Source organism: Sinorhizobium sp. NG07B (assembly GCF_002532005.1).
In the GTDB taxonomy this organism is placed as follows: domain Bacteria; phylum Pseudomonadota; class Alphaproteobacteria; order Rhizobiales; family Rhizobiaceae; genus Sinorhizobium; species Sinorhizobium fredii_C.
This window is the reverse complement of sequence record NZ_NWTD01000004.1, coordinates 444,666-468,646: the sequence shown is the minus strand read 5'-3', so window position 1 is coordinate 468,646 and position 23,981 is coordinate 444,666. Positions and strand designations below refer to the sequence as shown.

The window sequence follows — 23,981 nt, the reverse complement described above, 5'->3', positions numbered from 1 at the left end:
AAAGTCTCTTACCCGAGGAGTTCAAGCACCTTCGGGAACCGCGCATGTTCTCGGATGGGATCGAGGTCCGAGTCGTACTTCACCCATCGTTTTGTTTCGTGGGTGGCGCGCGGGAGAAGCTCCACGAGCAGATCGATTGCCCGGTCATGTTCACCCTCGAGCGAGTAAAAGCAGGCCACGTTGTATTTCGCCAGACGATCGTCGGGATCGATGGCCAGGGCGCGTCCTGCCCATTCCTTAGCACGGTCGCGGTCTCCAAGCGCCGCGAGACCCAAGGCTCCCAAATAGGCGGGTCTCGCATTCTCCGGACGCAGCCTGAGCTCACGCTCGGCCCGCGCAACACCTTCCTGTGCCGCCATCCTCATTTCCTGATCGCGCCCGAGTGATCGGAGAATGTTAACGAGCACAAGCAAGGCTTGGTAATCATCCGGCTTGAGTTCTGCGGCGCGCAGGAAAAGCCGGGCCGCTTCATCCAGCTTACCCTGCGTAAAGCAGGCACGGGCATAAAAGTAGTAAGCTTCGAAAAGATTGGGATCGAGGGCGATCGCCTGCTCAAACTCTGCCATCGCTTCCGAATGCCGCTCGCGAAGCGAGAGGGCGAGGCCACGTGAAGCATGCGCTTCTGCCAGGCCGCTCTCAAGGTCCAGCGCCTTGGCGCTCGTCGCCAGAATGCCGTCAATCGAGACATCGGCGTTATAGTGAAGGAAGAGGAAGGAATCGCAGTCCGCGATTCCCGCATAGGCCCGCGCATAAAGCGGGTCGAGTTCGACAGCCATTGCGAACATGCGCTTCGCAAGCACGTAATGCGATTTGCAGTGCCAGTGCAGAAAATGCCGACCCCTGAGGTAATACGCATAGGCCTCGAAATTCCCCGTCGGGACTCGACCGATGACTTTCTTCTCCTCTGGCAGCAGCTTGACCTTCAGATGGTCGACGATGGTATGGGTGATCTCGTCTTGCAGGGCGAATATGTCGGTGAGATCACGGTCGTAGCGGTCGGCCCATACATGACCACCACCCTTGCCCTCCACGAGCTGCGCGGTGACGCGCACACGCGACCCGGCCTTGCGGATGCTTCCCTCCAGGATAAAGTTGACCCTTAGATCCTGGCTCACCTGCTGCACCTTCACCGGTTTGCCCTTGTATGTATAGGCAGTATTGCGGGCGACGACGAACAGGCCGGATATTTTCGACAAATCGGTAATGATGTCCTCGGTGATCCCATCGCTGAAATACTCCTGCTCTGGGTCACCGCTTATGTTGTTGAAAGGTAGAACCGCGATCGACGGCTTTTCGATCTCCCAGGGATCTTGCTGGCTAGAATCCGAACCGGTCGTTCGGAGAGCCGTAGGAAAGTCCAGGGTAATGCCATAGGCGCGCACCGGACGGTCGATGTTCTTGAGTGCCTGCTCGCCCATATCCTCGAATCGAAGATCGAGCCGATTGCCGACGTTATCTCGAACGGCTGCAGAGACCGCGATCCCGCCGGGCGTCGCTATGCTTTCAAGTCGAACCGCCACATTGACGCCATCCCCGAATATGTCATCGCCCTCGACGATCACGTCCCCGAGGTTGATGCCCATCCGAAGCTCTATCCGGCTGCGCTGCGGCACACCCGCATTGCGTTCCACCATACCCCGCTGGACCGTGGCCGCGCAGGTGACAGCATTTACTACACTTGGAAATTCCGCCAGGAATCCGTCGCCCGTGAGCTTCACGATGCGACCCTCATGCTCGGCTATCTTGGCGTCGATCAGTTCCCGGCGGTGCGATTTCCATGCCGCGTGAGTGCCTGCCTCGTCCTGGCCCATGAGGCGGCTGTACGTCACGACGTCTGCAGCGAGGATGGCCGTCAAACGTCTGTGCACCGTCGGATCGTTCATGTGACCACCCAGTCTTCGTGTACTGCCACTCTCGGGTGCCAGAATTCCAGGCCGACCCAATCATACCCCAGCGGCCAGCGAATGTCTCATCTTGTGCGGCTAAGACCGCCCACCTTCCGATCAATTGTGGAGGGGTGGTCAATTGGAAGCGCCGGCTCACTTCGCCTGAGCGAGCCGCCGGTCTAGGCCGTCGAGAACGCGACGCGTCAGGGCCGGATAGTCCTCGTCGAAATGATGGCCCCCTTCGATAGCGACAACATCGGCGCCGGATGATTTCAGTTCCGGGCAGGCATCGTCCTCTTCCTCGGTTCCGTAGAAGCACTGGAGCAGCGACGGATCGATCGCCTTGATGTCGTCGACCGGGTCGCCCGCGCTGCCCGCCCCTTCCGCGCCGAGCCAACCGAAGACCGAGATCTTGAAGTCCGCCTGATGCGACAACGCCATCAGCGTCACCTGGCGGACGCGCGCCCGCTCTGCGGGCGGCAGCAGGTTATAGATGCGCGGCAGGATATCGGCGCCGAAGGAGTAGCCGATCAAGAGCACGTTTCGGACATTCCACCGCTTGCGATAGTAGTCGATGATCCGCTGAAGATCGTTGGCGCTCTCCTGCGGCTGGCGCTCCGCCCAAAAATAGCGCAGCGAATCCACGCCGACGACGGGAACGCCCTGCTGTTGCAGGACATTGCCGACCTCCCTGTCGATATCGCGCCAGCCGCCATCGCCGGAATAGATCACCGCCATCGTATCGCGGCTCGGCTTGGCGTCGAGGACCGTCAGCGGCAATCCGAACGGATTATCCGCTTCGTCATCCTCCCCTAGATAATCCGACAGCGCGTCGGAGAGCGCCTTATAGGCTTCGTCGTCCGTCTCGTCGGTCTCGATTTCGGAATGCTTCTCGACAAGCGCAGCGACATGGTCTCGACCTGCCGCAGACGCTGCCGGAGAAAAGGTGACGGATACCGGGTCGGGCAAGGCTCCGTCGGTCAAGCCGTACACCATGCGGTCGTTCTTGTGGCTCTTCTCGGCCGGCGTGCAGAGCTGCTTGGTCAGAGCGATTCCTTCTTCTGGATCGACTGCGAGCGTCCTGCCGATCGTCGCGGCGGGGGATTGCGCGGCGATCGCCAGCGCCATTGCGCCGCCGGCGCCGACACCGGCAATGACAGGCGGGCGATAGGCGCCGCTGCCCGCCGCGCGCTGCACCTGCTGGCTCAAGGATTCGAGGTCGGAGACCGTATAAATGCAGTCACCGTCGTCCTTGGCGAGCGACGCCAGATAGGCCTTCAGGTCGATGCCGATGACGATCGCGTTTTCGTCGGAAAGCGCACGAGCCGCGGTATCCTCCCTCGCCGTCCATCCGCCGGCATCCGAAAGCAGCACGACGAGTCCTGCCGCCTCTTGATTGGGGAACAGGATATGCGGCGACGGGATCGTCCCTGTGTCGAACTTCTGCGCGTCCTCGGCCGCCGCCGAGAGGTTGGCCGCCCCGAGGACAAGGGCCGCGAGGACCGCGGCTTTCCGAACTTTGCCCATGACTGTCATTTCCTTATCACTCCCTTGAGGCCGCCGCCGATCAGGAAGGTCGCGTCCATCAGCGCCAGGATCGGGTTGAGCCCGCCGCTCGCTACCAGATAGCGTGGCTGCCAATGCGGATGGAACTTGGACTTGAAGGCGCGCAGGCCCTTGAAGTTGTAATAGCGTTCGCCGTGCTCGTAGAAGGTCCGCCCGGCACGGTCCCAGACCGGCGCCAGCCGGCGAGAAGACATGCCGGACAGCGGCGCCATACCGAGATTGAAGCGCCGATAGCCCTGCGCCTTCAGATATTCCATCAGCTGCGCGAACAGGAAGTCCATCGCACCCCGGGGCGCCTCCGGCGAGAAGCGCATCAGGTCCACGGATCCCTCTTCCTTGGTGCCGGTCACAAGGATGTTCGCGAAGGCGACGATGCGGCCATTGCATTTGAGGATCGCCACCGGCTGTTCCGCAAGATAATCCGGATCGAAGGCGCCGAGCGAAAAGCCCTTCTCGCGGGCGCTGTGGTGCGCAAGCCAGGCATCGGATATCTGCGCAAGTTCCGGCAGGATCGCCGGCACATCGGCGGGCTCCACCAGTGAAAATTCCAGCCCATCCCGCTGGCCGCGGCTCACCTGCTGGCGCAGGTTCGCCCATTTGCCGCCTTTCATCTCGAAGCGCGCAAGGTCGACCTCGGCGAGCTCGCCGAGGCGGAAGGCCCTCAAGCCCGCATCGGCGTAGTAAGCTAGGCCCTTGGGCGAGACCTGATAGAAGACGGCACGGCAGCCGTTGGAACGCGCCGTCTCCATGAACTGCCAGATCAAGTCCGGCCAGGCATCCAAGGGCCCGACAGGGTCGAAAAGTGCGATCCAGGAGCGCGCCCAGCGGCCATACATGATGAAGGCGCGGCCGTCCGCCGAGAACATGATGCTCTTGTCGCCCATCCGCACCAGGTTGGCATCAGACATGTCCTGGGCGTCGAGAATGGCGATGGCGCGCTCGAGCTCCTCCTCGGATGCGAGCGCCACTGCCGTCGTGGCCGGCCGCATGAGGCTCCAGATCGCCACGGCGGTCGCGCCGATCGTCACGCCCAGCAGCGCGCGCAGGCCGCGCGGCGCCTCCGCCGAAAACTCGAACTGCCACCAGAGCTCATGGCTGTAATCGACGTTTCGATAGACGAAGAGCAGAACGACATAGGCACCGAGGCAGATGACGCCCATCGCCATCAGCCAGGGGACTGTCAGCGCCTGCCCGAACAGCGAAGCGGGACGGACGAAAAGCCGGCGGCTCGCGAGGAGGCCGAGGATGAAGAAGGCGAGCATGCCTGCTTCGACGAGCGCCACCGCCTTGACGAGCGAGAGCAAAAGCGCGGTGAGCGCGATGACGACCGATGCCCACCAGGCGCCATCGAGCCGCAGTGCCAGCCCGCGCGCGACGATGACCAGGGCCAGGCCCAGCAGGCTTGCCAGGAAATGCGCCCCTTCGACGATCGGCAGGGAGACATGGTCGGCGAGGAAGGCCAGGTTCTCGTCCGGCGTCGGCGTGACGCTCGAAAGAACCAGCATCAGGGCGAGCACGAGAGCGAGTGTCGCAAGCAGCAGCGGCGTCATCCGTCCGCCGGCGCGGCGCAGGCTGGACGCGGCCGGATGTCCAGCGAGCTGGCGGAGCTCCATGCCGATGATCACGAAAATGGCGATCAGCAGCGGCAGCACATGGTAGATCACGCGGTAGAGGACCAGTGCGCCGAGGACCGCATCGACATCGGCGGCGCGGCCGAGGGTTGCGACGATCACCGTTTCGAAGACCCCCAGCCCGGCCGGAACGTGGCTCAGCACGCCGAGGCCGACCGCGACGGAATAGATCGCCAGGAATGCCGGCCAGCCGACCGTGCCCGATGGCAGCAGCACGTAGAGCACCGTAGCGGAGGCAGCGAGATCAAGCGCCGTTACCAGAAACTGACGCGACGAGGTCCTGGTATCCGGCAGGCGCAGGGTGACGCGGCCGATGCTCACCTCATGACCGCTCCGCGCCGCCACCATGACCGCGAGCATGGCGGCAAGCACGAGCATGGCGATTGCCCGCAGCCAGAACGGCTCGATCCCCATCAGCGGCGCAACATATTCGGCAACGGCGAGCAGGCTGAGGCAGGCGACGGCGGCAAGACCGAGGCCGAAGGCGAGCGTGACGAACGCAATGACCCGGCCTATTTCATCGGGCTCCAGGCCGAGACGGGAATAGGAGCGGTACCGGATCGCGCCGCCGCTCAACGGTCCGAAGCCCGCGGTGTTGCCCACAGCATAGGCGCAGGCTGCCGTCAGAGCGACGTCGACATAGGGGAGCTTGCGTTTGACGTAGTCGAGTGCGCCGACGTCGTAGAAGGTAAGCGCGAGAAAGCTCAGACCGGTGAGCAGAATGGCGGTTGCCACCGCGCTCCAGCTCGTGCCTGCCAGTGCCGCCACCACATCCTCATACTGCACTTCGGCAGTGAGGTGAAAAATCGCCACCCCGAAGAGCGCGATCATCAGGAGGGTGCCCAAGGCGGAAAGATAACGTTGATTGCGCCTCAGGAATGGCCGCCACCCGACCTCGGCCGGTTCTGGCTGCGCTTCAATTTCGTGGAGGAAAGAAGGGGACGTCATGGATCGCCCGTGTCGTTGGAGTAGACACGAGGGATTTACCTCAGCCCGCAGCCGACAAAAAGTGAATTATCGGTAATGTATGCGGTATCAAGGGGTTAGCCCGCGAGCGCCGCCCGGTTCAGCACGGCCCATTGCAGAAGCATGATCGTCTTGGCATCGCAGATTTCACCGCTGCCGATCATTCTGACGGCGTGGTCCAAGGCAATTTCCAGCACCTCGATGTCTTCGCCTTCATGCGCCAGCCCGCCGCCGGCGGCCACCTTCTTGGACGTGTCGATGCGGCCGAGGAAAAAACTCGTCCGTTCGGTTATCGAACCCGGGCTCATATAGGCGTCGAAGAGATGCATGGCACTCTCGATGCAATAGCCCGTCTCCTCCATCGCCTCGCGGCAGATCGCCACTTCCGGCGCCTCGCCGTCGAGCAGGCCCGCCGGCGTCTCGACCAGATAGGCGGGCTCCCCCTGCAAAAGGACGGGAAGGCGAAACTGGCGGACGAGCACGACGATCTGGCGTTCCGGGTCGAAAAGCAGGATCGTCGCTGCCCGGCCATGATCGTGCACCTCGCGAACGAGGCGGGCAGTCCTGCCGTCGGACATCTGTTGCTCGAGGGTGACCTGCTCGAGGCTGATGAAGCCCTTCCACAGAGACCGGCGGTCGAGTATCCGGATGCGCGGGTCTTCATGCTGCGTCATGGGTGATCCTTGATGAAAGCGTTTTCACACGCATGCTGCGCGTGTCGAACATGGCTGCTCAGGCCCGGCGCATCCAGACCCGGTTATCGTGGAAGGCCGCACCGCCATAGGGTGCAACCGCGTCCGCGCCGGTCAGGACATTGATCCCCTCGCCGTCGAGATGGGCGCCGTTCGGCCAGAGGCCCTCGGCAATCACGACGCCGCGGCGCCCGCCGCCGCCGATCCTGGCATGAAGTCGGATCTCGCCGCGGTCGTTGCCGAGCCTGACGATATCGCCGTCGGCGATGCCGAGCGCGGCTGCGTCCTCCGCATGGATCATGACGTCCGGACGCCCCTCCTTCTCGATCGAAGAGGGCGTCTCGGAAAACGTCGAGTTCAGGAACGAACGCGCCGGCGAGGTCGCCAGCCGGAACGGATGGCGGCCGTCGGCGATTTCGATCAGATCGACATGGTCGGGAAACTCGGGGAGGCTGCCATGCGGTCCCTGCGGGCCCATCGATTTCGGCGGCCGGTTCGGTGCGGGTGTTCCGGTCCAGTCCGCCTTGAAGCGGAACTTGCCGTCCGGGTGCCCAAAACCCTTCAAGAAATGCGCCTCCTCAAAGGCCGGCTGGCAATCAAGCCATTTCCGCTCCTTCATTTCTTCGTAGCCGATGCCGTAATTGGCGAGCAACCGGTCGATATGCTGCCGCTCCGAGAGGCCAAAGCCGGGACAGTCGGCAACGCCCAGGCGCTTTGCCAGTTCTTCGATGACGAAGAGATTGGTGCGCACCGTCGGCGGCGGTTCGACGATCTTCGGGCCGATCAGAATGTGCTGGTGTCCGCCGCCGCGATAGAGATCGTCATGCTCCAGAAACATCGTTGCCGGCAGGACGATGTCGGCAAGCCGGGCGGTGTCGGTCATGAACTGCTCATGCACGGCGACGAAGAGGTCGCCGCGCAGGACCCCCCTCTTCACCAGCCGCTGCTCGGGCGCGACGTTTACCGGATTGGTGTTCTGGATCAGCATCGCCGTTACCGGCCCGCGATGGCGCAGCGCCTCGGCGTCGCCGGTCAGCACGCGGCCGATCTGCGATTGATCGAGCATACGTATGTCGGGGTCGTGCAGAGCGGTTCCGACCAGTTCGCGCTTGTCGAGCTTGAAGATGTCGTTGTTGGAATGGAAGGCTCCGCCGCCCTCGTGCTTCCACGAGCCGAGCACGGCGGCGACCGATGCCGCGGCGTGGATGGCGACCGAGCCGTTGCGCTGGCGGGTGAAGCCGTAGCCGAGACGGAAATAGGTTCTCGGCGTTGTCCCGACGAGCTTCGCGAAGGTCTCGATTTCCTCGACGGACACCCCGGTGATCGCCGAAGCCCATTCCGGCCCGCGTGTTTTCAGATGCGCCTCGAGACCAGCCGGATCGTCGGCAAACTCCGCCATATAGGCGCGGTCCGCATAGCCGTCGCGGAAGGCGATGTGCATGACGGCGCAGGCGAGCGCCGCATCGGTGCCGGGTTTCAGGATGAGGCCGAGATCGGCCTGCTTGACCGTCGGGTTGTCGTAGACGTCGATGACGACAATCTTGGCGCCGCGCTCCTTGCGCGCCTTGACCGCATGGGTCATCACGTTGACCTGGGTTGCCACCGCATTGGTGCCCCAGATTACCACGCAATCGGACTTGGCCATTTCGCGCGGGTCCGGGCCGCGCAGGGCTCCGGTCGCCATGGTAAAGCCGGTCCAGGCCATGTTCGTGCAGATCGAGCCGAAGAAGCCGGAATAGCGCTTGGCATGGCGCAGGCGCTCGATGGAATCGCGCTGCACCTGCCCCATCGTGCCGGCATAGAAATAGGGCCAAACCGCTTCCGAGCCGTGTTCCTGCTCGGCCTTGACGAATTGTTCGGCGATCTCGTCGAGTGCCGCCTCCCAGGAGATTTCCTCCCAGCGCCCCTCGCCTTTCGCGCCGATGCGGCGCTGCGGCACCATCAGCCGGCCGGGATGATAGATGCGCTCGGCATAGCGCGCGACCTTGGCGCAGATGACGCCGGCCGTGTAGCTGTTGGCGGCCGCGCCGCGGACGCGCCCGATCCGGCCTTCGGCGGTCAGGTCCACTTCCAGCGCGCAAGCCGAGGGACAATCATGCGGACAGACAGAGTGGCCGACCGACTTTTCTGCTCTGATGGGGGTCGCAACGTTCATGGCTTTTCTATATGGCATCCGAAAGAGGGCTCAAAGTCCCATTCGCCATCCATCGAAACAATTGATCGCAGCCATCGGCGGCTCTTATGAACTATCGGCACATCTATCATGCGGGCAACTTCGCCGATGTCCTGAAGCACGCGGTGCTGGCCAGGCTCCTCACCTATCTCAAACACAAGGATAGGGCCTTCCGGGTGCTGGATACCCATGCCGGCATCGGTCTCTATGACCTCTCCAGCGAGGAGGCGCAAAAGACCGGCGAGTGGCGCGACGGCATCGGAAGGCTGGTCGACGCCGAACTCCCTCCACCGGTAGCCGCCATTCTCGAGCCCTATCTCGCAGCCGTGCGCGATCTCAATCCGCATACTGGGGCGGATGCCGGGATCACGCATTATCCCGGTTCGCCGAAGCTTGCCCGCATGCTGTTTCGGCCCCAGGACCGGCTCTCGGCAATGGAACTGCATCCGGACGACTACGAAACGCTGCACCGGCTGTTCGACGGCGATTTCCAGAGCCGGATCACCCGGCTCGACGGCTGGCTGGCGCTCGGCGCCCACCTGCCGCCGAAGGAAAAGCGCGGCCTTGTCCTCATCGATCCGCCATTCGAGAAGGAAGGCGAATACGAGCGGCTGGCCGAAGGGCTTGCCAGGGCCTATCGCCGCTTTGCCGGCGGTATCTACTGCCTCTGGTATCCGCTGAAGAAAGGCGCGCCGGTCAAGGAATTTCATGAGGCGCTGAAAGCGCTGGAAATACCCAAAATGCTGTGCGCCGAGCTTGCGGTCCGCAGCGATCGCGACATCACCGGACTGGCAGGCTCGGGCCTTGTCATCGTCAATCCACCCTATACGCTCAAGGACGAGCTCGACATCCTGCTGCCCTTCCTGAAGGAACGACTTCGCCAGGATCGCTTCGCGTCGGCACGCTGCTTCTGGCTGCGCGGCGAAACAGCTCTCAACCGAGGGCCTTGACGCGTCGGGTGCCGTAGCATCAATCTCTAGCGCATCGGCCCGAAAATCGGAATCCATTTTCGGAAAGCACGATGCGTAGGTTCAAAGTCTTGCAGCGTCCTTTGCGCGTCTGAAAGACGCGCGGCGCTGTAGAGACGATCCAGGAGGAAGTCATGATTTGCAAGCTTGCCGCAATGCTTCTGACCTCGCTTTCCCTCGCCGCCGGTGTGGTCACCAGTGCCGCCGCCGCGGATTTGGCCGCGGTGCCCGTCGCCCCGCAGGCTTACAATATCGGCATTTGCGGCAACCCGTCGGTGCTGGGCTTCATCACGCGGCGCTTCGACTATAAGGCGGCAAACTATCTTCATGCCAATCTCGCGATCGCCGAAATCCGCGACATGGGCCAGAACCGCTTCGAGCCGCGCGACTACACCCATCTGGTCGAACGTGAATATTGCTATGCGACCGCGGTGATGAGCGACGGGGTCCGGAGGCCGCTCTGGTACCTCATCGAGCGACCCTGGGGATTTGCCGGCGTCGGCTCCAATGTCGAGTTCTGCGTCGGCGGCCTCGATCCCTGGTATGTCTACGGCGCCCATTGCTCTTCGCTTCGTTGATTGCCGCAAGAAACCGGCTTCTGGCGACCCTTGCCCTGTTGGCGATCGCCGGCTGTAACGGCGAAGGCGACAAGACATCCGGCTCCGGGGTGGACGCCCCGGCGGGTGCCGCATCGGCGAGCGTACCGCTCGGCAAGGGCTTCGACTTCTATGTGCTTTCGCTCTCCTGGTCCCCGACCTGGTGCCGAGGCAATGACCCGAAGGGCAAATCCGAACAGTGCGAGCGCGGCAGCGGCCTGATCGTCCACGGCCTTTGGCCGCAATATGAACGCGGCTATCCGCAGTTTTGCCAGACGGGGCAATCCGCCCGGGTCCCTGAGTCACTTGGCCGGCAATATCTCGACATCGTTCCGTCGATGGGCTTGATCGGGCATCAATGGCGCAAACACGGCACCTGCTCCGGCCTCAGCCAGGCGGATTATTTCGCTGTGACACGGGCGGCCCGCGAGCGGCTTGAGATTCCTGCCGAGTTTACCTCCACGGAGGGTTCGCGAGACCTCTCCGCCGCATCGATCGAGACCGCTTTCACGACGAAGAACCCCGGCATGGCGAAAGACATGATCGCCGTGACCTGCGAGGGGCCTCTGATCGAGGAAATCAGGGTCTGCTTCGACAGGGAATTGCGTTTCAGGGCCTGCCCTGAAATAGATCGCCGCGCCTGCCGACGAGGCGCGGTGCTACTCCCCGCCGCACCATAAGAACGGAAAGACGAATGAAGATACTCTACTCGCCCGCCTCCCCCTATTCCAACAAGGTTCGGATGGCTGCCCATCATCTCGGAATCGCTGCGGAAAGCGTGCTCACCGACACCAATGCCAATCCGCCGGAACTGGTCGACAGCAATCCGCTTGGAAAAATCCCGACGCTGATCACGGCCGATGGCCGGTCGATCTACGACAGCCGGGCGATCATGCATTTCCTCGACCGCGAGACCAAAGGCGGGCTCTATCCGAAAACCGCCGAGAAGCGCACCCAGATCGAGATCTTCGAAGCGCTCTGCGACGGCATCTGCGACAGCCTGCTGGCGATCGTCTACGAAAAGCGCTTTCATCCGCCGGAAAAGGTGCATCAGCCCTGGATCGACCGACAATGGGAAAAGGTCGAGCGCGGGCTCGACCACCTGGAAGCTCATCTGCCGAAGACCGGCGGCAAGCTGAATGCGGGACATTTCGCGCTCGCCGCCATGCTGCGCTATATCGAGCTGCGCTTTGCCGGCGAATGGCAGAAAGGGCGGCCGAAGCTCAAGACCTGGCCGGCCAAGTTCGAGAAACACTTTCCGGATTATCCCAAATTCAAGACCTGAATCAAGGGTACAAAAAAGGCCGGGTCACCCCGGCCTTTTCTTGATCCGTTTGAAAGGATCAGAACTTGACGCCCATACCGACGCGGACGCTGTGCTCGTCATAGCCGGAGGAGACCGTCGAGCCGCCGGTGCGGAAGTCCTTGGAGGCGTAGTCCGTGTAACGGTATTCGACGCGGGCCGTAACGTTGTCGGTGACGAAGGTTTCGGCACCGGCGCCAGCCGTCCAGCCGACCAGGGTCTTGTCGTCGGAGCCCGCCGGGGTGGAGAGCTTGGCATTGCCAAGGGCGAGACCGGCCGTGCCGTAGACCAGCACCGGGTTGAGGTCGACACCGACGCGGCCGCGGAGCGAGCCGTTGACGCCCTGCTTCACGCGGCGGCCGCTGGAGTGGGAGTCGTTGCCGGCGTAGTTGACGTCGGCTTCACCGCCGTAGACCATCTGACCGTCCTGCACGTTGTAGCCGCCGTAAAGGCCGCCGCCGAAGCCGGCCGACGTGTTCCCGCCGGTGGCATCGGCTTCGCCGTGATGCCAATTGGCCGTGCCGCCGACATAGGCGCCGGACCAGTTCTTGACGGCCGGCTCGGTATATTCGGCAGCCGGAGCAGCCGGAACTTCGTCGACCGCGTCGGCGGCGTGAGCTGCCTGGAAGGTTACCAGGGCAATGGCCGAAGCCATGAGAGTGGTGGTGAGCGTACGCATACTATTCTCCTTTCAGACCGGCGCCCCGAAGCATCTCTTTGGCGTGCTTTATCGAGACACCGGGTATCTACAATCAACCCGTCCGGTTGACCGGAAATTGGACAGAAAATGCGGATTCTCAAGAGCTAAAATGTGAAATTTTAGCGGCGTAGCCGCGTCCAAACTTTGATGTTGCCTTGACGACACAGAGGATTTATTAACCATAATTGAAGATTAACCAAAGATATACTATAAGAATAAAAGATAATTCAAAATACGCCGCTCACGTTAATTTTTCCGAAATGAATCGTCCGGGGGAGTTTTTCAGCCCGGCCTTTCCTGCCTATATCTGTGTCCGACCGGAACAGGATTCGCAGAACGGGAAAGAACGTTGAAAAGGACATTCAAGGCGGCGCTGGTTACAGGCGGCGCCCGGCGCATCGGCAGGGCAATAGTTGAGGATCTCGCCGTCCACGGCTTTGCGGTCGCCATCCATGCAAACGGCTCCATGGCCGAGGCCGAGGCGCTGGCGGCAGACCTCAGAAAAGCCGGCACAAACGCTGTCGCCCTCCAGGCGGACCTCACCGATGTGAGGGCGGCGTCGGAATTGATCGCGCAGGCGACCTCGCTGCTCGGCCCGCTCGATCTCCTCGTCAACAATGCCTCGGTCTTCAACAAGGACAGTCTCGACGAGTTCGACGAGGACGCCTGGGAGCGGCACTTCGCCCTGCATGTGCGGGCCCCCTCCCTGCTTGCCCGCGACTTCGCGCGGCAGCGTTCGGGCGATGTTTCCGGCCTTATCGTCAATGTGATCGACCAGCGCGTCTGGTCTCCAAATCCACGCTTTTATTCCTATATGCTCTCCAAGTCGGCGCTCTGGACGGCAACCCAGACGATGGCGCAGGCGCTGGCGCCTGACATTCGCGTCAACGGCATCGGGCCCGGTCCGACGCTGCCGAACGAGCGGCAGGACCGGCGCGATTTCGAAGCCCAGGTCCACGCGCTGATTCTCAGGCGAGGTCCGGCGCTCGACGAATTCGGACGCGCAATCCGCTTCCTTTTCGAGACGCCCTCGGTTACCGGACAGATGATCGCGCTCGACGGCGGCCAGCACCTCGCCTGGGAGACGCCGGATATTCGGGAGATAGTGGAATGAACGGGCGGACGCCCACCGACGGCGGCATCCTCTATGACGGCAGCGAAACCGATGACGAAGACGATCTCGTCGAAGTTGCCGAGAGCGAACGGCCGGCGCCCACTGTGGAATGGGCGGAGAGCAAGGCAGAAACGCAGGGGCTCAAGGGCGCCGAACTGATCCAGGCCTTCGTCAAGCTGCTGCCGAATGGACCCGGCGTCTACCGAATGTTCAACGAGGCCGGCGACGTGCTCTATGTCGGCAAGGCGCGCAGTCTGAAGAAGCGGGTGAGCAACTACGCACAAGGGCGCGGCCACTCGAACCGCATCGCCCGCATGGTGCGCGAGACGGCGAACATGGAGTTCGTCACGACGCGCACCGAAATCGAGGCGCTACTGCTCGAGGCGAACCTGATCAAGCGTCTGCGCCCGCGCTTCAACGTGCTTTTGCGCGACGACAAGTCGTTCCCCTACATTGTCGTCACCGGCGACACCCGGGCACCGGCGCTCTACAAGCACCGCGGCGCGCGCAGCCGCAAGGGCGACTATTTCGGGCCGTTCGCCTCCGCCGGTGCGGTGGGGCGGACGATCAATTCGCTGCAGCGGGCCTTTCTCTTGAGGACCTGCACCGACAGCGTCTTCGAAACACGCACGCGGCCTTGTCTGCTTTATCAGATCAAGCGCTGTTCGGCGCCCTGCACGGGCGAGATCAGCGATCCGGATTATGCCGAGCTCGTGCGCGAGGCGAAGGACTTCCTCTCCGGTAAGAGCCAGGCTGTGAAGGCGACGATCGCCGCGGCGATGGCCGAAGCGTCGGAAAATCTCGACTTCGAGCGGGCGGCGCTTTACCGGGACCGCCTGGCGGCGCTCAGCCATGTGCAGAGCTACCAGGGGATCAACCCTGCCGGTGTCGAGGAAGCGGACGTCTTCGCCATTCACCACGAGGGCGGCATTTCCTGCATCCAGGTGTTCTTCTTCCGCACCGGCCAGAACTGGGGCAACCGCGCCTATTTTCCGAAGGCCGACCCGTCGCTCCCGGCCGCCGAGGTACTCAGCGCCTTCCTCGCCCAATTCTACGACGACAAGCCGTGCCCGCGGCAGATCCTGCTCTGCGAGGCGGTCGACGAGCAGGAATTGCTTGCCCAGGCGTTGAGCGAGAAGTCCGGCTACAAGGTGTCGATCCTCGTACCGCAGCGGGGCGAGAAAAAGGACCTTGTCGAGCACGCACAGGCCAATGCGCGCGAAGCGCATGGCCGCAAGCTTGCGGAGACGGCCTCGCAGTCGCGCCTGCTCGAGGGCTTTGCCGAGACCTTCAAGTTGCCTTCGGTGCCGCGTCGCATCGAAATCTACGATAACTCGCACATCATGGGCACCAATGCCGTCGGCGGCATGGTGGTCGCCGGCCCCGAGGGCTTCGTTAAAGGTCAGTATCGCAAGTTCAACATCAAATCGAAGGACATCACCCCGGGCGACGACTTCGGCATGATGCGTGAGGTGATGACGCGTCGCTTCTCGCGTCTGCTGAAGGAGGAAGGCAAGCCGGACCGCTCGACAGAGGTGAGCGAAGAGGCGGCCTTCCCGGCATGGCCTGACGTCATCGTCATCGATGGCGGCCAGGGACAGATGACGGCCGTACGCGCCATTCTCAAGGAACTCGACGTCGAGGACTGCGTGACGGCGATCGGCGTCGCCAAGGGCGTCGACCGGGACGCCGGTCGCGAACGCTTCTTTGTCGAAGGCGTGGACGGGTTCACGCTGCCGCCCCGCGATCCGGTGCTCTATTTCATCCAGCGGCTGCGCGACGAGGCGCATCGCTTTGCAATCGGCTCGCACCGGGCGCGGCGAAAGAAGGAGATGGTCAAGAACCCGCTCGACGAAATCGCCGGCATCGGCCCGACCCGCAAGCGAGCGCTTCTCACCCATTTCGGCACCGCCAAGGCGGTTTCCCGCGCGGGCATCAACGACCTGATGGCCGTCAACGGCATTTCGGAGACCGTGGCCCGCCTCGTCTACGAGCATTTTCACGAGGATGCCAAATAAGCGCAGCGGCGGCGCAATTCAGACTGCGTTCAGGCGAAATCCGCCAAATATGACAGGAGTAGCGCAATGACCTGTTGACCTTGTGGTCGCAAAGTCATTCTGTACACCTGAAACCGGAGGGTCTGGGAGCTGGCGCTTACCCGATGCCATCCGAACAATAAAATCGCATCGATGACCCGCGGGAAATGGGGATTGTCGTGTCCAGAGAAACCGAGTCCATGCCAACGCCCATTGCCTACAGCATCCCGAATCTGCTGACCTACTTCCGTATCCTCATCGTGCCGCTGATCGTGCTGTGCTTCTTCATCGAGGGCCGGCTGCACAGTTCCGATTTCGCCCGCTGGACCGCTCTCGTGCTGTTCGTCACCGCCTCGGTCACCGATTTCTTCGACGGCTATCTTGCGCGCATATGGAAGCAGACTTCCAATATCGGCCGGATGCTCGACCCGATCGCCGACAAGCTGCTGGTCGCCTCGATCCTGCTGCTGGTCGCTGCGGACGGCACCATCGCCGGCTGGTCGATCTGGGCCGCGATCATCATTCTTTGCCGCGAAATCCTCGTTTCCGGGCTTCGCGAATATCTTGCAGCGCTGAAGGTCAGCGTGCCCGTTACGCGAATCGCCAAGTGGAAGACGACCATCCAGATGGTGGCGATCGCCTTCCTGCTTGCCGGTCCGGCCGGCGACAAGATCGTGCCCTATATAACCGAGGCTGGCATCGTCCTTCTGTGGATCGCCGCGGCAATCACGCTCTATACCGGCTATGATTATTTCCGCGCTGGCCTGAAGCATGTGGTCAACGAATGAGCACCGTCAACCTCGTCTATTTTTCCTGGGTGCGCGAGCGCATCGGCAAGGGTGAGGAAACGCTGGATCTCCCGGACGGCGTCGTCACGGTCGGCGATCTGCTGGCGCATTTGAAGACGCTCGGCGCCGAGTATGAATCGGCGCTCGAACACCAGAACGTCATCCGCGCGGCGATCAACCAGGAACATGTCGATCACGGCGAGCCGATCGCCGGTGCCCGCGAGATCGCGCTCTTTCCGCCGATGACGGGCGGCTGAGGCGATGGACGCTTCGGTCAGCGTGCGTGTCCAACCCGAGGACTTCGATCTTGCAGCCGAAGTCTCCGCGCTCACCCGCGGCCGGGCGGACATCGGTGCTGTCGTCACCTTTCTGGGCCTCTGCCGCGATGAGGCAGGGGCTTTGAACGCGCTCGAACTCGAACATTATCCGGGCATGGCGGAAGCCGAGATCAGCCGCATCTGCCACGAGGCGGTGCAGCGCTTCGGGTTGCAGGCCGCGACGGCCATTCACCGCTACGGCCGTATCGAGCCCGGTGAGAACATCGTGCTCGTGGTCACCGTCTCGCCGCATCGGCAGGCCGCTTTCGACGGCGCCAACTTCATCATGGATTTCCTGAAAACCTCGGCGCCCTTCTGGAAGAAGGAACACCGTGCCGATGGCAGTGCCGACGACTGGGTCAGCGCCAAGGACGCCGACGACGCGGCACGCGGCCGTTGGGGCCGCTGAGCGAGCGCCGTCAGGGGATGACCTTTTCCTGCCGGGTCACGACGAGCACGATGACGAGAAAGCCGAAGATCGCGAAATCCCGCCAGAGGATCGGCCCGTAGGCGCTCCACAGCGTTTCCAGGAGCCCTACGCCGGCGGCGCCGAGGGCAGCATAGAGTGGCGCCGCCTGGCCGCCGATTGCCGCGATGAACAGGACCTTGACGCCGAAGGTCAGGCCCATGCCGAAGTCCATGTTGCCATAATAGGAGGCGGCCAGAATGCCGCAGAAGGCGGCGATCACCGACGCGACGCCATAGGCAAGAATGTAGACGATCGAGGGATCTATGCCGCAAAGGGCGGCAGCCTCACGATCCTGGGAGACGGCCCGCCAGTATCGCCCGACATAGGAGTGCGTCAGCAGCCAATGGCCGCCGGCGACGAGCGCCGCCATCAGCGCGGTGTTCAGCAGTTGCACGACTGTCAGCGTCACGGGAAATTCCGGATCCGGCCAGAAGACGATAACCTGGTTCAGAAATGGCGGCAGCCAGAGGCTTCTCGTATCTGACGCGAGACGCGCCGTTTCCATGAGCACGATAAGGCTACCGAGCGAGGCGACAACCACCGCATTTGCCGAGGAGAAAGCCAGCGGCCGGATGATGTAGCGGCCGGCGACCAGCCCCGCGCCAAGCCCGAAGCTCAGCGCCGCCGCCGCACCGACGCCGAGGGCCGCAGGCAGCACCAGCCACAGCCGGTTCCAGCCGAAATCCGAAAAGAGAACGAACATCTGCCCGGCAAATGCGAAGAGCGCGCCATAGGTCAGGTCGGCCCGCCGCGTGACGGCGAAGGCGATCGCGTAGCCGAAGGCAAGTGCCGCATAGAGCGCTGCAACGGGAACGGCATTGGCGATCTGCTGAAGGAAATAGGCCATGGCATATCCGGTCGGTCGCGGCGGTCAGGATCGGGTCGATCCGAGAACGAAACTGCATCAAGTTCACCTGCAAAACGCGGAGGCCGAAGGCGCAACCAACTTTGCTCTGCGGCTCTACAGCGCCGTGCGTCTTGTCGGACGTGCAAGGATCGCTGTAGCGCTTTGAATTGCTGCATATCTTTGTCCTTAAATCGATGTCGATTTAAGAGACATGCAGTGGTGACAGGACCAATATAACTGGTAAAATGAGTTTTACTAGTTAGGATTTTCGCATGAGCTTCACCTGGACCGCGCATCGATTTTCGGGCGGCGCATTGGCGCTAGATGTCGCCAATTCGGTGGTCCTGCGCTTCGACCCGCAACGCCGCATCGATCGTTTTGCCGATGAAAGGGCGATCGACAGCTTTGCCGAAGCAGCCAATCTCCATGGTTGCGAGAAGCAGCGGTTCGGCAGGCTCGGTCCGATCGGGCCTGAAAGGCGGGCGTCGCTGATCGATCTGCGCGAGGCGACGGACCGGCATTTCCGGGCTCTGGTGCGGGACGAAGACCGGCCGGAGCTTCTTGCCGATCTATTGGAGGCGATCGCCGCGGTGGTGCGCCGACCGGGGGATGGCGGCGGATACATCGCTCTCGACGTCGCCACTGCGCATTCGGCGCTCAGCCTCGTCGCCAATCCGGAGCCCGACCGCCTTAAGATTTGCCCGAACTGCGAATGGCTGTTCCTTGACCGCAGCCGCAACCGGAGCAGGACCTGGTGCGACATGGCGGTTTGCGGCAACCGCACGAAGGCCAAACGCCACTACCGCCGTTCCAAACAGGAAACACAGCCATGAAACACGCCATTGCAATCGCCTTGGTCGCGGCCGCGCTTGCCGGCTGCCAGCGCGAGGCCGGACCGGATCCACTGAAATTGACCGGCAAGATGTTCGTCTTCAACTACCGGCTCGCCTACGCCACCTACACGATCACGCTCAACAAGACGGAACCGCTGCCGGACGGCAGCATCGTCGTGGCAAGCTTCGAGAACCCGGCCGGCGGCGAACCGCTGACATTGACGCGCAAGCTCTTTCCGAAGCTCGACAAGGTGGTGCTGGAAAGCCCGGACATAACCTGCGTCAGGAAGGAGAGGCCCTATGCGGTGACGATCGAGGTCAAGGGGCCGGACGGAGCGACGCTGCAGAAGCTGGAAACGACGGTGGTTTCCGATGTCGACCAGAGCGTCATGCCGGCAAGACCCTTGGTCGTCGGCCCTGCCTACGACAAGAATCCGGAAGTCTTCAGGAATGGGCTGGCGCCGACGCATTTCGACACGTCCGCCTGCCCGACATAAGGAAAACCGGGGCGTCTCCGCCCCGGTTTCGAAGACCGTTTCAAGCCCTTAGAGCGCAAAACGAAGAAAATGGATCAGCCGACGATCTCGGTGCCCGCAAACCAGTAGGCGATTTCCTCGGCAGCCGTTTCCGGACCATCGGAACCGTGAACTGAGTTTTCGCCGATCGACAGCGCGTGAACCTTGCGGATGGTCCCTTCGTCAGCGTTGGCCGGGTTGGTGGCGCCCATCACTTCGCGGTTCTTGGCAATGGCGTTCTCGCCTTCGAGAACCTGAACGATGGTCGGGCCGGAAGACATGAACTCGACCAGCTCACCGAAGAACGGGCGCTCCTTGTGGACGGCGTAGAAGCCTTCGGCTTCGCGGCGGCTCATCCAGACGCGCTTCGAAGCGACGACGCGCAGGCCGGCGTCTTCGAGCATCTTGGTGATGGCGCCGGTCAGATTGCGCTTCGTTGCGTCGGGCTTGATCATCGAAAAGGTACGTTCAATCGCCATTGGCTCAATTCCCTTGCTCTTGAGAAAGTGGCGGTTCATTAGCCGCCAATGCCGCGCAAAACAAGGGGGAGCGGCGATGATTCGCCTGAGCCGGCGACAGTTTCACGCGGCTGTCACGGAACGGCCGAGGCCATCGTGGAGATCGAGGCAACGCTCGAACCAGTCCGAAACGACGTCACCCTCAGCGAGCAGACGATGCGGCGAGACGATCCGCGCCCATTGCAGGGCACCGAAGACGATGTAATCGGCAAAGAGTGGCCCATCGCCGCCGATGAAAGGCTGGAATTTCAGCATGTGGCGTAGCGGTTCGAGCTTCATCGAGAAGGTTTCGAGATCCGCTTCTCCCGCCTCCGCGGTCGCCTCGAGCGACTTACCGAAGCGCTGCTCGCGGCTCTGCCGGAAATAGGCCTGATCCACCGGATCGAGGCTGTCATGGATATTCATGATGGCGATGCGGCCGATCGCCGGATGCAGCGTCATCTGCGACCAGCCTTCGACGAAGCGGGCCGTTGCCTTGCCACCCTCGCCGCCGAACAGGGCCGGGTGGTCGGGATAGGTCTCCTCGAGATAAAGAGCGATGTCGAAACTGTCGCTGACGAGATTGTCGCCGTCGCGGAGCAGCGGGACGATCTTCGTCGCTCCTTGCTCGAGCTTTGGGATTTCGGTGAAGCCGACAGGCGCCACGTCGAAGCCGAGCCCCTTGTGTGCGAGCGAAAGCTTGGTCTTCCACACATGCGGCGAAAAGGGGCGCGTCCGGTCGGTACCACAGAGCGCATAAAGTGTGCGGGTCATGTCCCCTCCTGTTCTGAACATCGTTCGACGCATAAAAGGAGAGTGAGCCCGGGCGATCAAATCAGTAATTTTCATGAGTTGCATTCGACACGCGAATATCAATCCGAGCTAGGGTGGGCGGACAGCAAGGGAGAATGTGATGCTCGACCATTACCGGATGTTTGCCGACTACAATCGCTGGGCCAACCGGCTGCTCTACGCTGCCGTAGCCGAACTCTCCGAGGCGGAGTACCGGCAGGACAAGGGCGCCTTCTTCGGTTCTCTGCATGGAACGCTCAACCACCTCCTCGTGGCCGACCGGATCTGGATGAAGCGGTTCACCAAGGAGGGCGACGCGCCCACGAGGCTCGACGCGATCCTCCATGAAGACCTATCGGCCTTGACGGCGGCGCGGGAGGCGGAGGACGAGCGCATCATCGCCTGGATCGACAGCCTCGACGAGGCGCGGCTCGGCGCGCACTTCACCTACTCGCCGATCAGCAGACCCGGCGAGATCACCCAGAAAGTCGCCCTGGCGCTCGACCATTTGTTCAACCACCAGACCCATCACCGCGGACAGGCGCATGCGATCTTGACAGCGCTCGGGCGGCTATCCTTGACGCTGGACCTGGCTTTCTTCCTGTGGACCGAGGGGAAGAAGTGGTCGGCCTGAAAAGAGCCGGGCCATAAATGCGGCCGGCCAATCTATCCGGAGAGAACCCACCCGGCCGCGGACGAGCCACTTCACCAGCTGGCGCTGCCCCGACCAGACCGCGATCCCCAAGGCGACGCCGCCGGCGATCGAGCAGAGCGAGAAAGCAAGCGGCGGGAGGAACGGCTGCATTGGCGCAAGCAGCAGCTCCGGCACGAAGCGGTGCAGGATGTAGATATGAAAGCCTGCCGCCGCGAGCGGCAGGACAAGCTGCACTGCCCATTGCGGCAGGCGGATGCGCGGCAGGAACAAAAGCGCCACGAGCACGACGATCTGCAGCAGATATTTGATCTTCGTGCCGATCCAGACGCCCTCATAGAGGCCGAGAAACAGATAGATCGCCGTTCCTGCCGCCATGACCGCGAGCCGCTGGGCCCAGTTTTTCGCCAGTGCCGCGCACCAGCCCGCGACCGCCAGGTGAAAGATCCAGGGAAGCGTGAATATCTGCCGGTTGCCGATTTCCCAGAGCTCAGGCAGTGCCATGCGGGCGGCAAAGGCGCCAGCGAGCAGCGCCATGCCGGCAGCAAACGGCCGCACCGCGGCGAACCGCCTGACGGACGGCACTGCAAACAGAGCGGCAAACACCAGCACCATTTGGCAATAGGCCTCGATGAACCAGTAGAGATAGGGCACCATGCTGTGCCGCTCGGGATCGGCGAAGCCGAAATTGCCGACGAGGAAGACCGAGGCCCAGGGCACGTTTCCCCAGGCAAGAGCGTAAGCGGCGACGATCAGATAATAGGGAACAAGAATCTGCGCGAGCGGCCGCAACAGCTGCCCGAGCGCGCCCGACAGGAGCGCGCCACTTTGAAACCGTGCCAGGCCGAATCCGGCGAGAATGACCATTGTCGCCGACCCTCCCGGGATCGGCCACAGCGTCTCGTGGTGGAGCACGACCAGCAGGATGGCCAGCGCCCGAATCAAGAAGTCGGTGCCGATCTGCGGAGCCTTGCGCTCCTGGCGGACCATGACCGCCAATGTGTTGACCGGTATGCTTTCCCACGCCTCGGGCACGTCACCGAGGATCTTCTCAAGACCCATCGATAGCTGCACGAATCGGAGCGAATCCCCGCCGAGCGACAGGAAGCTGTCCTCGGGTCGGACCTTTCGCGGATAGAAGACCTGCTCGAACAGGGCTTCGACACCTTCTTCGCGTGAAGACCCGCTGCCGCGCCGGCTCCGCTGACGGAGAGCTTCGTAATCGACCTTTCCGGACGCCAGGCGCGGCAGCGCGTCGATGCGCGTCGCCCCCACCTGCAGCAGGGTCAAGCCGCTGGCGGCGACGAGCAGCTGGCGGACGTTGTCGGGAGCGCGTTCGCCGGCGAAAAAGGCGTGGATTTCGACATCGTTGCCAATGACTGCGACGGCGATATCGTGCCGCTCCAGAGCCGCTTCGAGAGCGTCATGGCCGATCCTCAGCCCGGCGATCTTCGATATGCGCTTCGTCCGTCCGACGATGCGGAAGAACCCGTCGGTGTCCCGCACGGCCAGATCGCCGGTTCGCAATTCGGAAAGCTCGGCGCCTCGGGCGAGATCGGCCCGCGCACCGGCATAGCCCATCATCACATTGGCGCCGCGGTAGACGAGTTCGCCGGCTTCCTGCGCATCGGTGATCAGTCGCCCGCTCTCATCCTCGATGGTCAGGCTGCCGCCGGGTATCGCGACACCGATCCGGTCCTCCCTGCCCACTAGCCGATCCGGAGGCACATAGGCGATGCGGGCGGTCGCCTCCGTCTGGCCGTACATCACGAAAAAGGCTGCGCCACGCGCAGAGAGATGTTCGTTGTAGAGGCGAACCTTCTCGGTCGGCAGGCGTCCGCCGGCCACGGTCATGAACCGCAGTCGCGGAAATGCCCGCTCGCGAAAGCCCACCTTTTCCAGAAGCTCGTAGGAATAGGGAACCCCGGACAGATTGGTGCAGCCGCTTCCGGCAAGTCCGTCGAGGAAGCCCTCATCGAGAATGGATCCGCCGGGGATGTAGATGCTCGCGCCGACCGTGATGTGAGCGTTCAGGACCGACAGGCCATAGGAATAGTGAAGCGGCAGAACGAGACAGGTCCGGTCCGTCGCCGTGAGGCCGAGATATTCGGCGATGGAACGTGCATTGGCCTCGATATTCGTCCTGGACAGCCGGACATATTTCCCCTGGCCGGTGCTGCCCGAGGTCGATAGCAGGACGGCGAGATCGGGATGGGGAACGACCCGGCCTCCCTCCAGCCGCTCCGTACGCCAGCGTCCGTCGATCCTGCGATGGCAGAAATCCGGCTTGAAGATCTCACGATCCGCATTCATGGCTGCCGTACCCTGCAGCGCAACGGCGTGTCCGGCATCGAGCGCGGCAAGATAAGCAATGATCGCATGCTCCGAGAGGTCGGCCTCGAGCATCACCAGTCCGCGCCCGTTGCGCCACTTCGATGCCTGGCGATCGACGCGGGCGGCGAGTTCGCGATAGCTGACGACCCGCTGGCCGGGAAACATGAGCGCCGGCTTGTCGCCGTGGGCGGCCAGGTGCGCAACACAGAATGGGAATATCGACAAATCGCCAGCGCCCAAAGCCACCTCCATTTTAGCAAGGCGGCATATTATTGCTGACTCTCGTCGTCAAGTATAAGCGCTGAA

23 protein-coding genes are annotated in these 23,981 nt (G+C 62.7%); 13 read left to right on the top strand and 10 right to left on the bottom strand.

All coding sequences use genetic code 11. The features are described 5' to 3' along the window. Positions 1–8: 8 nt before the first annotated feature. The 5 genes from CO664_RS16945 to CO664_RS16925 all read right to left on the bottom strand — a co-directional run bounded on the left by CO664_RS16945 (position 9) and on the right by CO664_RS16925 (position 8,914). On the bottom strand, positions 9–1,883 hold the full coding sequence (locus tag CO664_RS16945) for an adenylate/guanylate cyclase domain-containing protein (protein ID WP_097539406.1): 1,875 nt from the start codon (positions 1,881–1,883) through the stop codon (positions 9–11). A gap of 156 nt (positions 1,884–2,039) precedes the next feature. Beyond that, positions 2,040–3,422, bottom strand: coding sequence for an AcvB/VirJ family lysyl-phosphatidylglycerol hydrolase (locus CO664_RS16940; RefSeq protein ID WP_097539405.1), 1,383 nt, complete (start codon positions 3,420–3,422; stop codon positions 2,040–2,042). Beyond that, complete coding sequence (gene mprF, locus CO664_RS16935) at positions 3,419–6,031, bottom strand: bifunctional lysylphosphatidylglycerol flippase/synthetase MprF (RefSeq protein ID WP_097539404.1); 2,613 nt, start codon at positions 6,029–6,031, stop codon at positions 3,419–3,421. The genes CO664_RS16940 and mprF overlap by 4 nt, the downstream gene beginning before the upstream one ends. 95 nt (positions 6,032–6,126) lie before the next feature. Next, positions 6,127–6,723: an NUDIX domain-containing protein gene (locus CO664_RS16930; RefSeq protein ID WP_097539403.1), complete on the bottom strand. Its 597-nt coding sequence runs from the start codon at positions 6,721–6,723 to the stop codon at positions 6,127–6,129. A gap of 58 nt (positions 6,724–6,781) precedes the next feature. Then, on the bottom strand, positions 6,782–8,914 hold the full coding sequence (locus CO664_RS16925; RefSeq protein ID WP_097539402.1) for a molybdopterin oxidoreductase family protein: 2,133 nt from the start codon (positions 8,912–8,914) through the stop codon (positions 6,782–6,784). A 68-nt stretch (positions 8,915–8,982) separates the two neighbouring features. Between CO664_RS16925 and CO664_RS16920 the strand changes: the two genes are divergently transcribed. From CO664_RS16920 to CO664_RS16905, 4 genes are all read left to right on the top strand, one after another. Continuing rightward, positions 8,983–9,864 carry a 23S rRNA (adenine(2030)-N(6))-methyltransferase RlmJ gene (locus CO664_RS16920; protein ID WP_097539401.1) on the top strand — a complete coding sequence of 294 codons (882 nt, stop codon included), beginning with the start codon at positions 8,983–8,985 and terminating at the stop codon, positions 9,862–9,864. A gap of 152 nt (positions 9,865–10,016) precedes the next feature. Continuing rightward, positions 10,017–10,460, top strand: coding sequence for a hypothetical protein (locus tag CO664_RS16915; protein ID WP_037413910.1), 444 nt, complete (start codon positions 10,017–10,019; stop codon positions 10,458–10,460). Further along, positions 10,457–11,158, top strand: coding sequence for a ribonuclease T(2) (locus CO664_RS16910; protein ID WP_234819787.1), 702 nt, complete (start codon positions 10,457–10,459; stop codon positions 11,156–11,158). Before CO664_RS16915 ends, CO664_RS16910 begins: the two co-directional genes overlap by 4 nt. Before the next feature lie 14 nt (positions 11,159–11,172). Further along, on the top strand, positions 11,173–11,763 hold the full coding sequence (locus CO664_RS16905; protein ID WP_037413906.1) for a glutathione S-transferase: 591 nt from the start codon (positions 11,173–11,175) through the stop codon (positions 11,761–11,763). Between the two features lie 58 nt (positions 11,764–11,821). Here the strand turns inward: CO664_RS16905 and CO664_RS16900 are convergent, their stop codons facing one another. Then, a complete protein-coding gene (locus CO664_RS16900; RefSeq protein ID WP_037413904.1) occupies positions 11,822–12,460 on the bottom strand; it encodes an outer membrane protein in 639 nt (212 codons plus the stop codon). A gap of 370 nt (positions 12,461–12,830) precedes the next feature. On the opposite strand from CO664_RS16900, the gene CO664_RS16895 reads away from it, so the two are divergent. From CO664_RS16895 to CO664_RS16875, 5 genes are all read left to right on the top strand, one after another. After that, positions 12,831–13,595 (top strand): SDR family oxidoreductase, encoded by a 765-nt coding sequence (locus tag CO664_RS16895; protein WP_037413902.1) that lies wholly within the window; start codon positions 12,831–12,833, stop codon positions 13,593–13,595. Beyond that, a complete protein-coding gene (uvrC, locus tag CO664_RS16890; protein ID WP_097526491.1) occupies positions 13,592–15,613 on the top strand; it encodes an excinuclease ABC subunit UvrC in 2,022 nt (673 codons plus the stop codon). Before CO664_RS16895 ends, uvrC begins: the two co-directional genes overlap by 4 nt. Positions 15,614–15,831: 218 nt before the next feature. Continuing rightward, positions 15,832–16,419 (top strand): CDP-diacylglycerol--glycerol-3-phosphate 3-phosphatidyltransferase, encoded by a 588-nt coding sequence (gene pgsA, locus CO664_RS16885; protein ID WP_037379793.1) that lies wholly within the window; start codon positions 15,832–15,834, stop codon positions 16,417–16,419. After that, positions 16,416–16,676, top strand: a complete 261-nt coding sequence (moaD, locus tag CO664_RS16880; protein ID WP_037413895.1) for a molybdopterin converting factor subunit 1 — start codon at positions 16,416–16,418, stop codon at positions 16,674–16,676. The genes pgsA and moaD overlap by 4 nt, the downstream gene beginning before the upstream one ends. 4 nt (positions 16,677–16,680) lie before the next feature. Further along, positions 16,681–17,145 carry a molybdenum cofactor biosynthesis protein MoaE gene (locus CO664_RS16875; protein WP_097526492.1) on the top strand — a complete coding sequence of 155 codons (465 nt, stop codon included), beginning with the start codon at positions 16,681–16,683 and terminating at the stop codon, positions 17,143–17,145. 10 nt (positions 17,146–17,155) lie between these two features. Here CO664_RS16875 and CO664_RS16870 read toward each other — a convergent pair whose 3' ends face one another. Then, on the bottom strand, positions 17,156–18,052 hold the full coding sequence (locus CO664_RS16870) for a branched-chain amino acid ABC transporter permease (RefSeq protein WP_097539400.1): 897 nt from the start codon (positions 18,050–18,052) through the stop codon (positions 17,156–17,158). On the opposite strand from CO664_RS16870, the gene CO664_RS30720 reads away from it, so the two are divergent. The 3 genes from CO664_RS30720 (at position 18,051) to CO664_RS16860 (ending at position 19,382) form a co-directional block, all read left to right on the top strand. Next, positions 18,051–18,218 (top strand): hypothetical protein, encoded by a 168-nt coding sequence (locus tag CO664_RS30720; RefSeq protein ID WP_158254925.1) that lies wholly within the window; start codon positions 18,051–18,053, stop codon positions 18,216–18,218. The genes CO664_RS16870 and CO664_RS30720 overlap by 2 nt on opposite strands. A 106-nt stretch (positions 18,219–18,324) precedes the next feature. Continuing rightward, a complete protein-coding gene (locus CO664_RS16865; protein WP_037413887.1) occupies positions 18,325–18,885 on the top strand; it encodes a CGNR zinc finger domain-containing protein in 561 nt (186 codons plus the stop codon). Then, positions 18,882–19,382 carry a hypothetical protein gene (locus tag CO664_RS16860; protein ID WP_097539399.1) on the top strand — a complete coding sequence of 167 codons (501 nt, stop codon included), beginning with the start codon at positions 18,882–18,884 and terminating at the stop codon, positions 19,380–19,382. The genes CO664_RS16865 and CO664_RS16860 overlap by 4 nt, the downstream gene beginning before the upstream one ends. Before the next feature lie 74 nt (positions 19,383–19,456). Here CO664_RS16860 and ndk read toward each other — a convergent pair whose 3' ends face one another. Together ndk and CO664_RS16850 are read right to left on the bottom strand one after the other, a co-directional pair. Continuing rightward, positions 19,457–19,879 (bottom strand): nucleoside-diphosphate kinase, encoded by a 423-nt coding sequence (gene ndk, locus CO664_RS16855; protein WP_012707487.1) that lies wholly within the window; start codon positions 19,877–19,879, stop codon positions 19,457–19,459. Between the two features lie 102 nt (positions 19,880–19,981). Continuing rightward, entirely contained in the window at positions 19,982–20,671 is a 690-nt protein-coding gene (locus CO664_RS16850) for a glutathione S-transferase family protein (protein WP_097539398.1), read from the bottom strand. Positions 20,672–20,810: 139 nt separating this feature from the next. Between CO664_RS16850 and CO664_RS16845 the strand changes: the two genes are divergently transcribed. After that, positions 20,811–21,323: a DinB family protein gene (locus CO664_RS16845; RefSeq protein WP_097539397.1), complete on the top strand. Its 513-nt coding sequence runs from the start codon at positions 20,811–20,813 to the stop codon at positions 21,321–21,323. Here CO664_RS16845 and CO664_RS16840 read toward each other — a convergent pair. Continuing rightward, positions 21,261–23,927 carry an AMP-binding protein gene (locus tag CO664_RS16840; protein ID WP_097539396.1) on the bottom strand — a complete coding sequence of 889 codons (2,667 nt, stop codon included), beginning with the start codon at positions 23,925–23,927 and terminating at the stop codon, positions 21,261–21,263. The two genes, CO664_RS16845 and CO664_RS16840, sit on opposite strands and share 63 nt — an antisense overlap. Between the last annotated feature and the right edge of the window lie 54 nt (positions 23,928–23,981).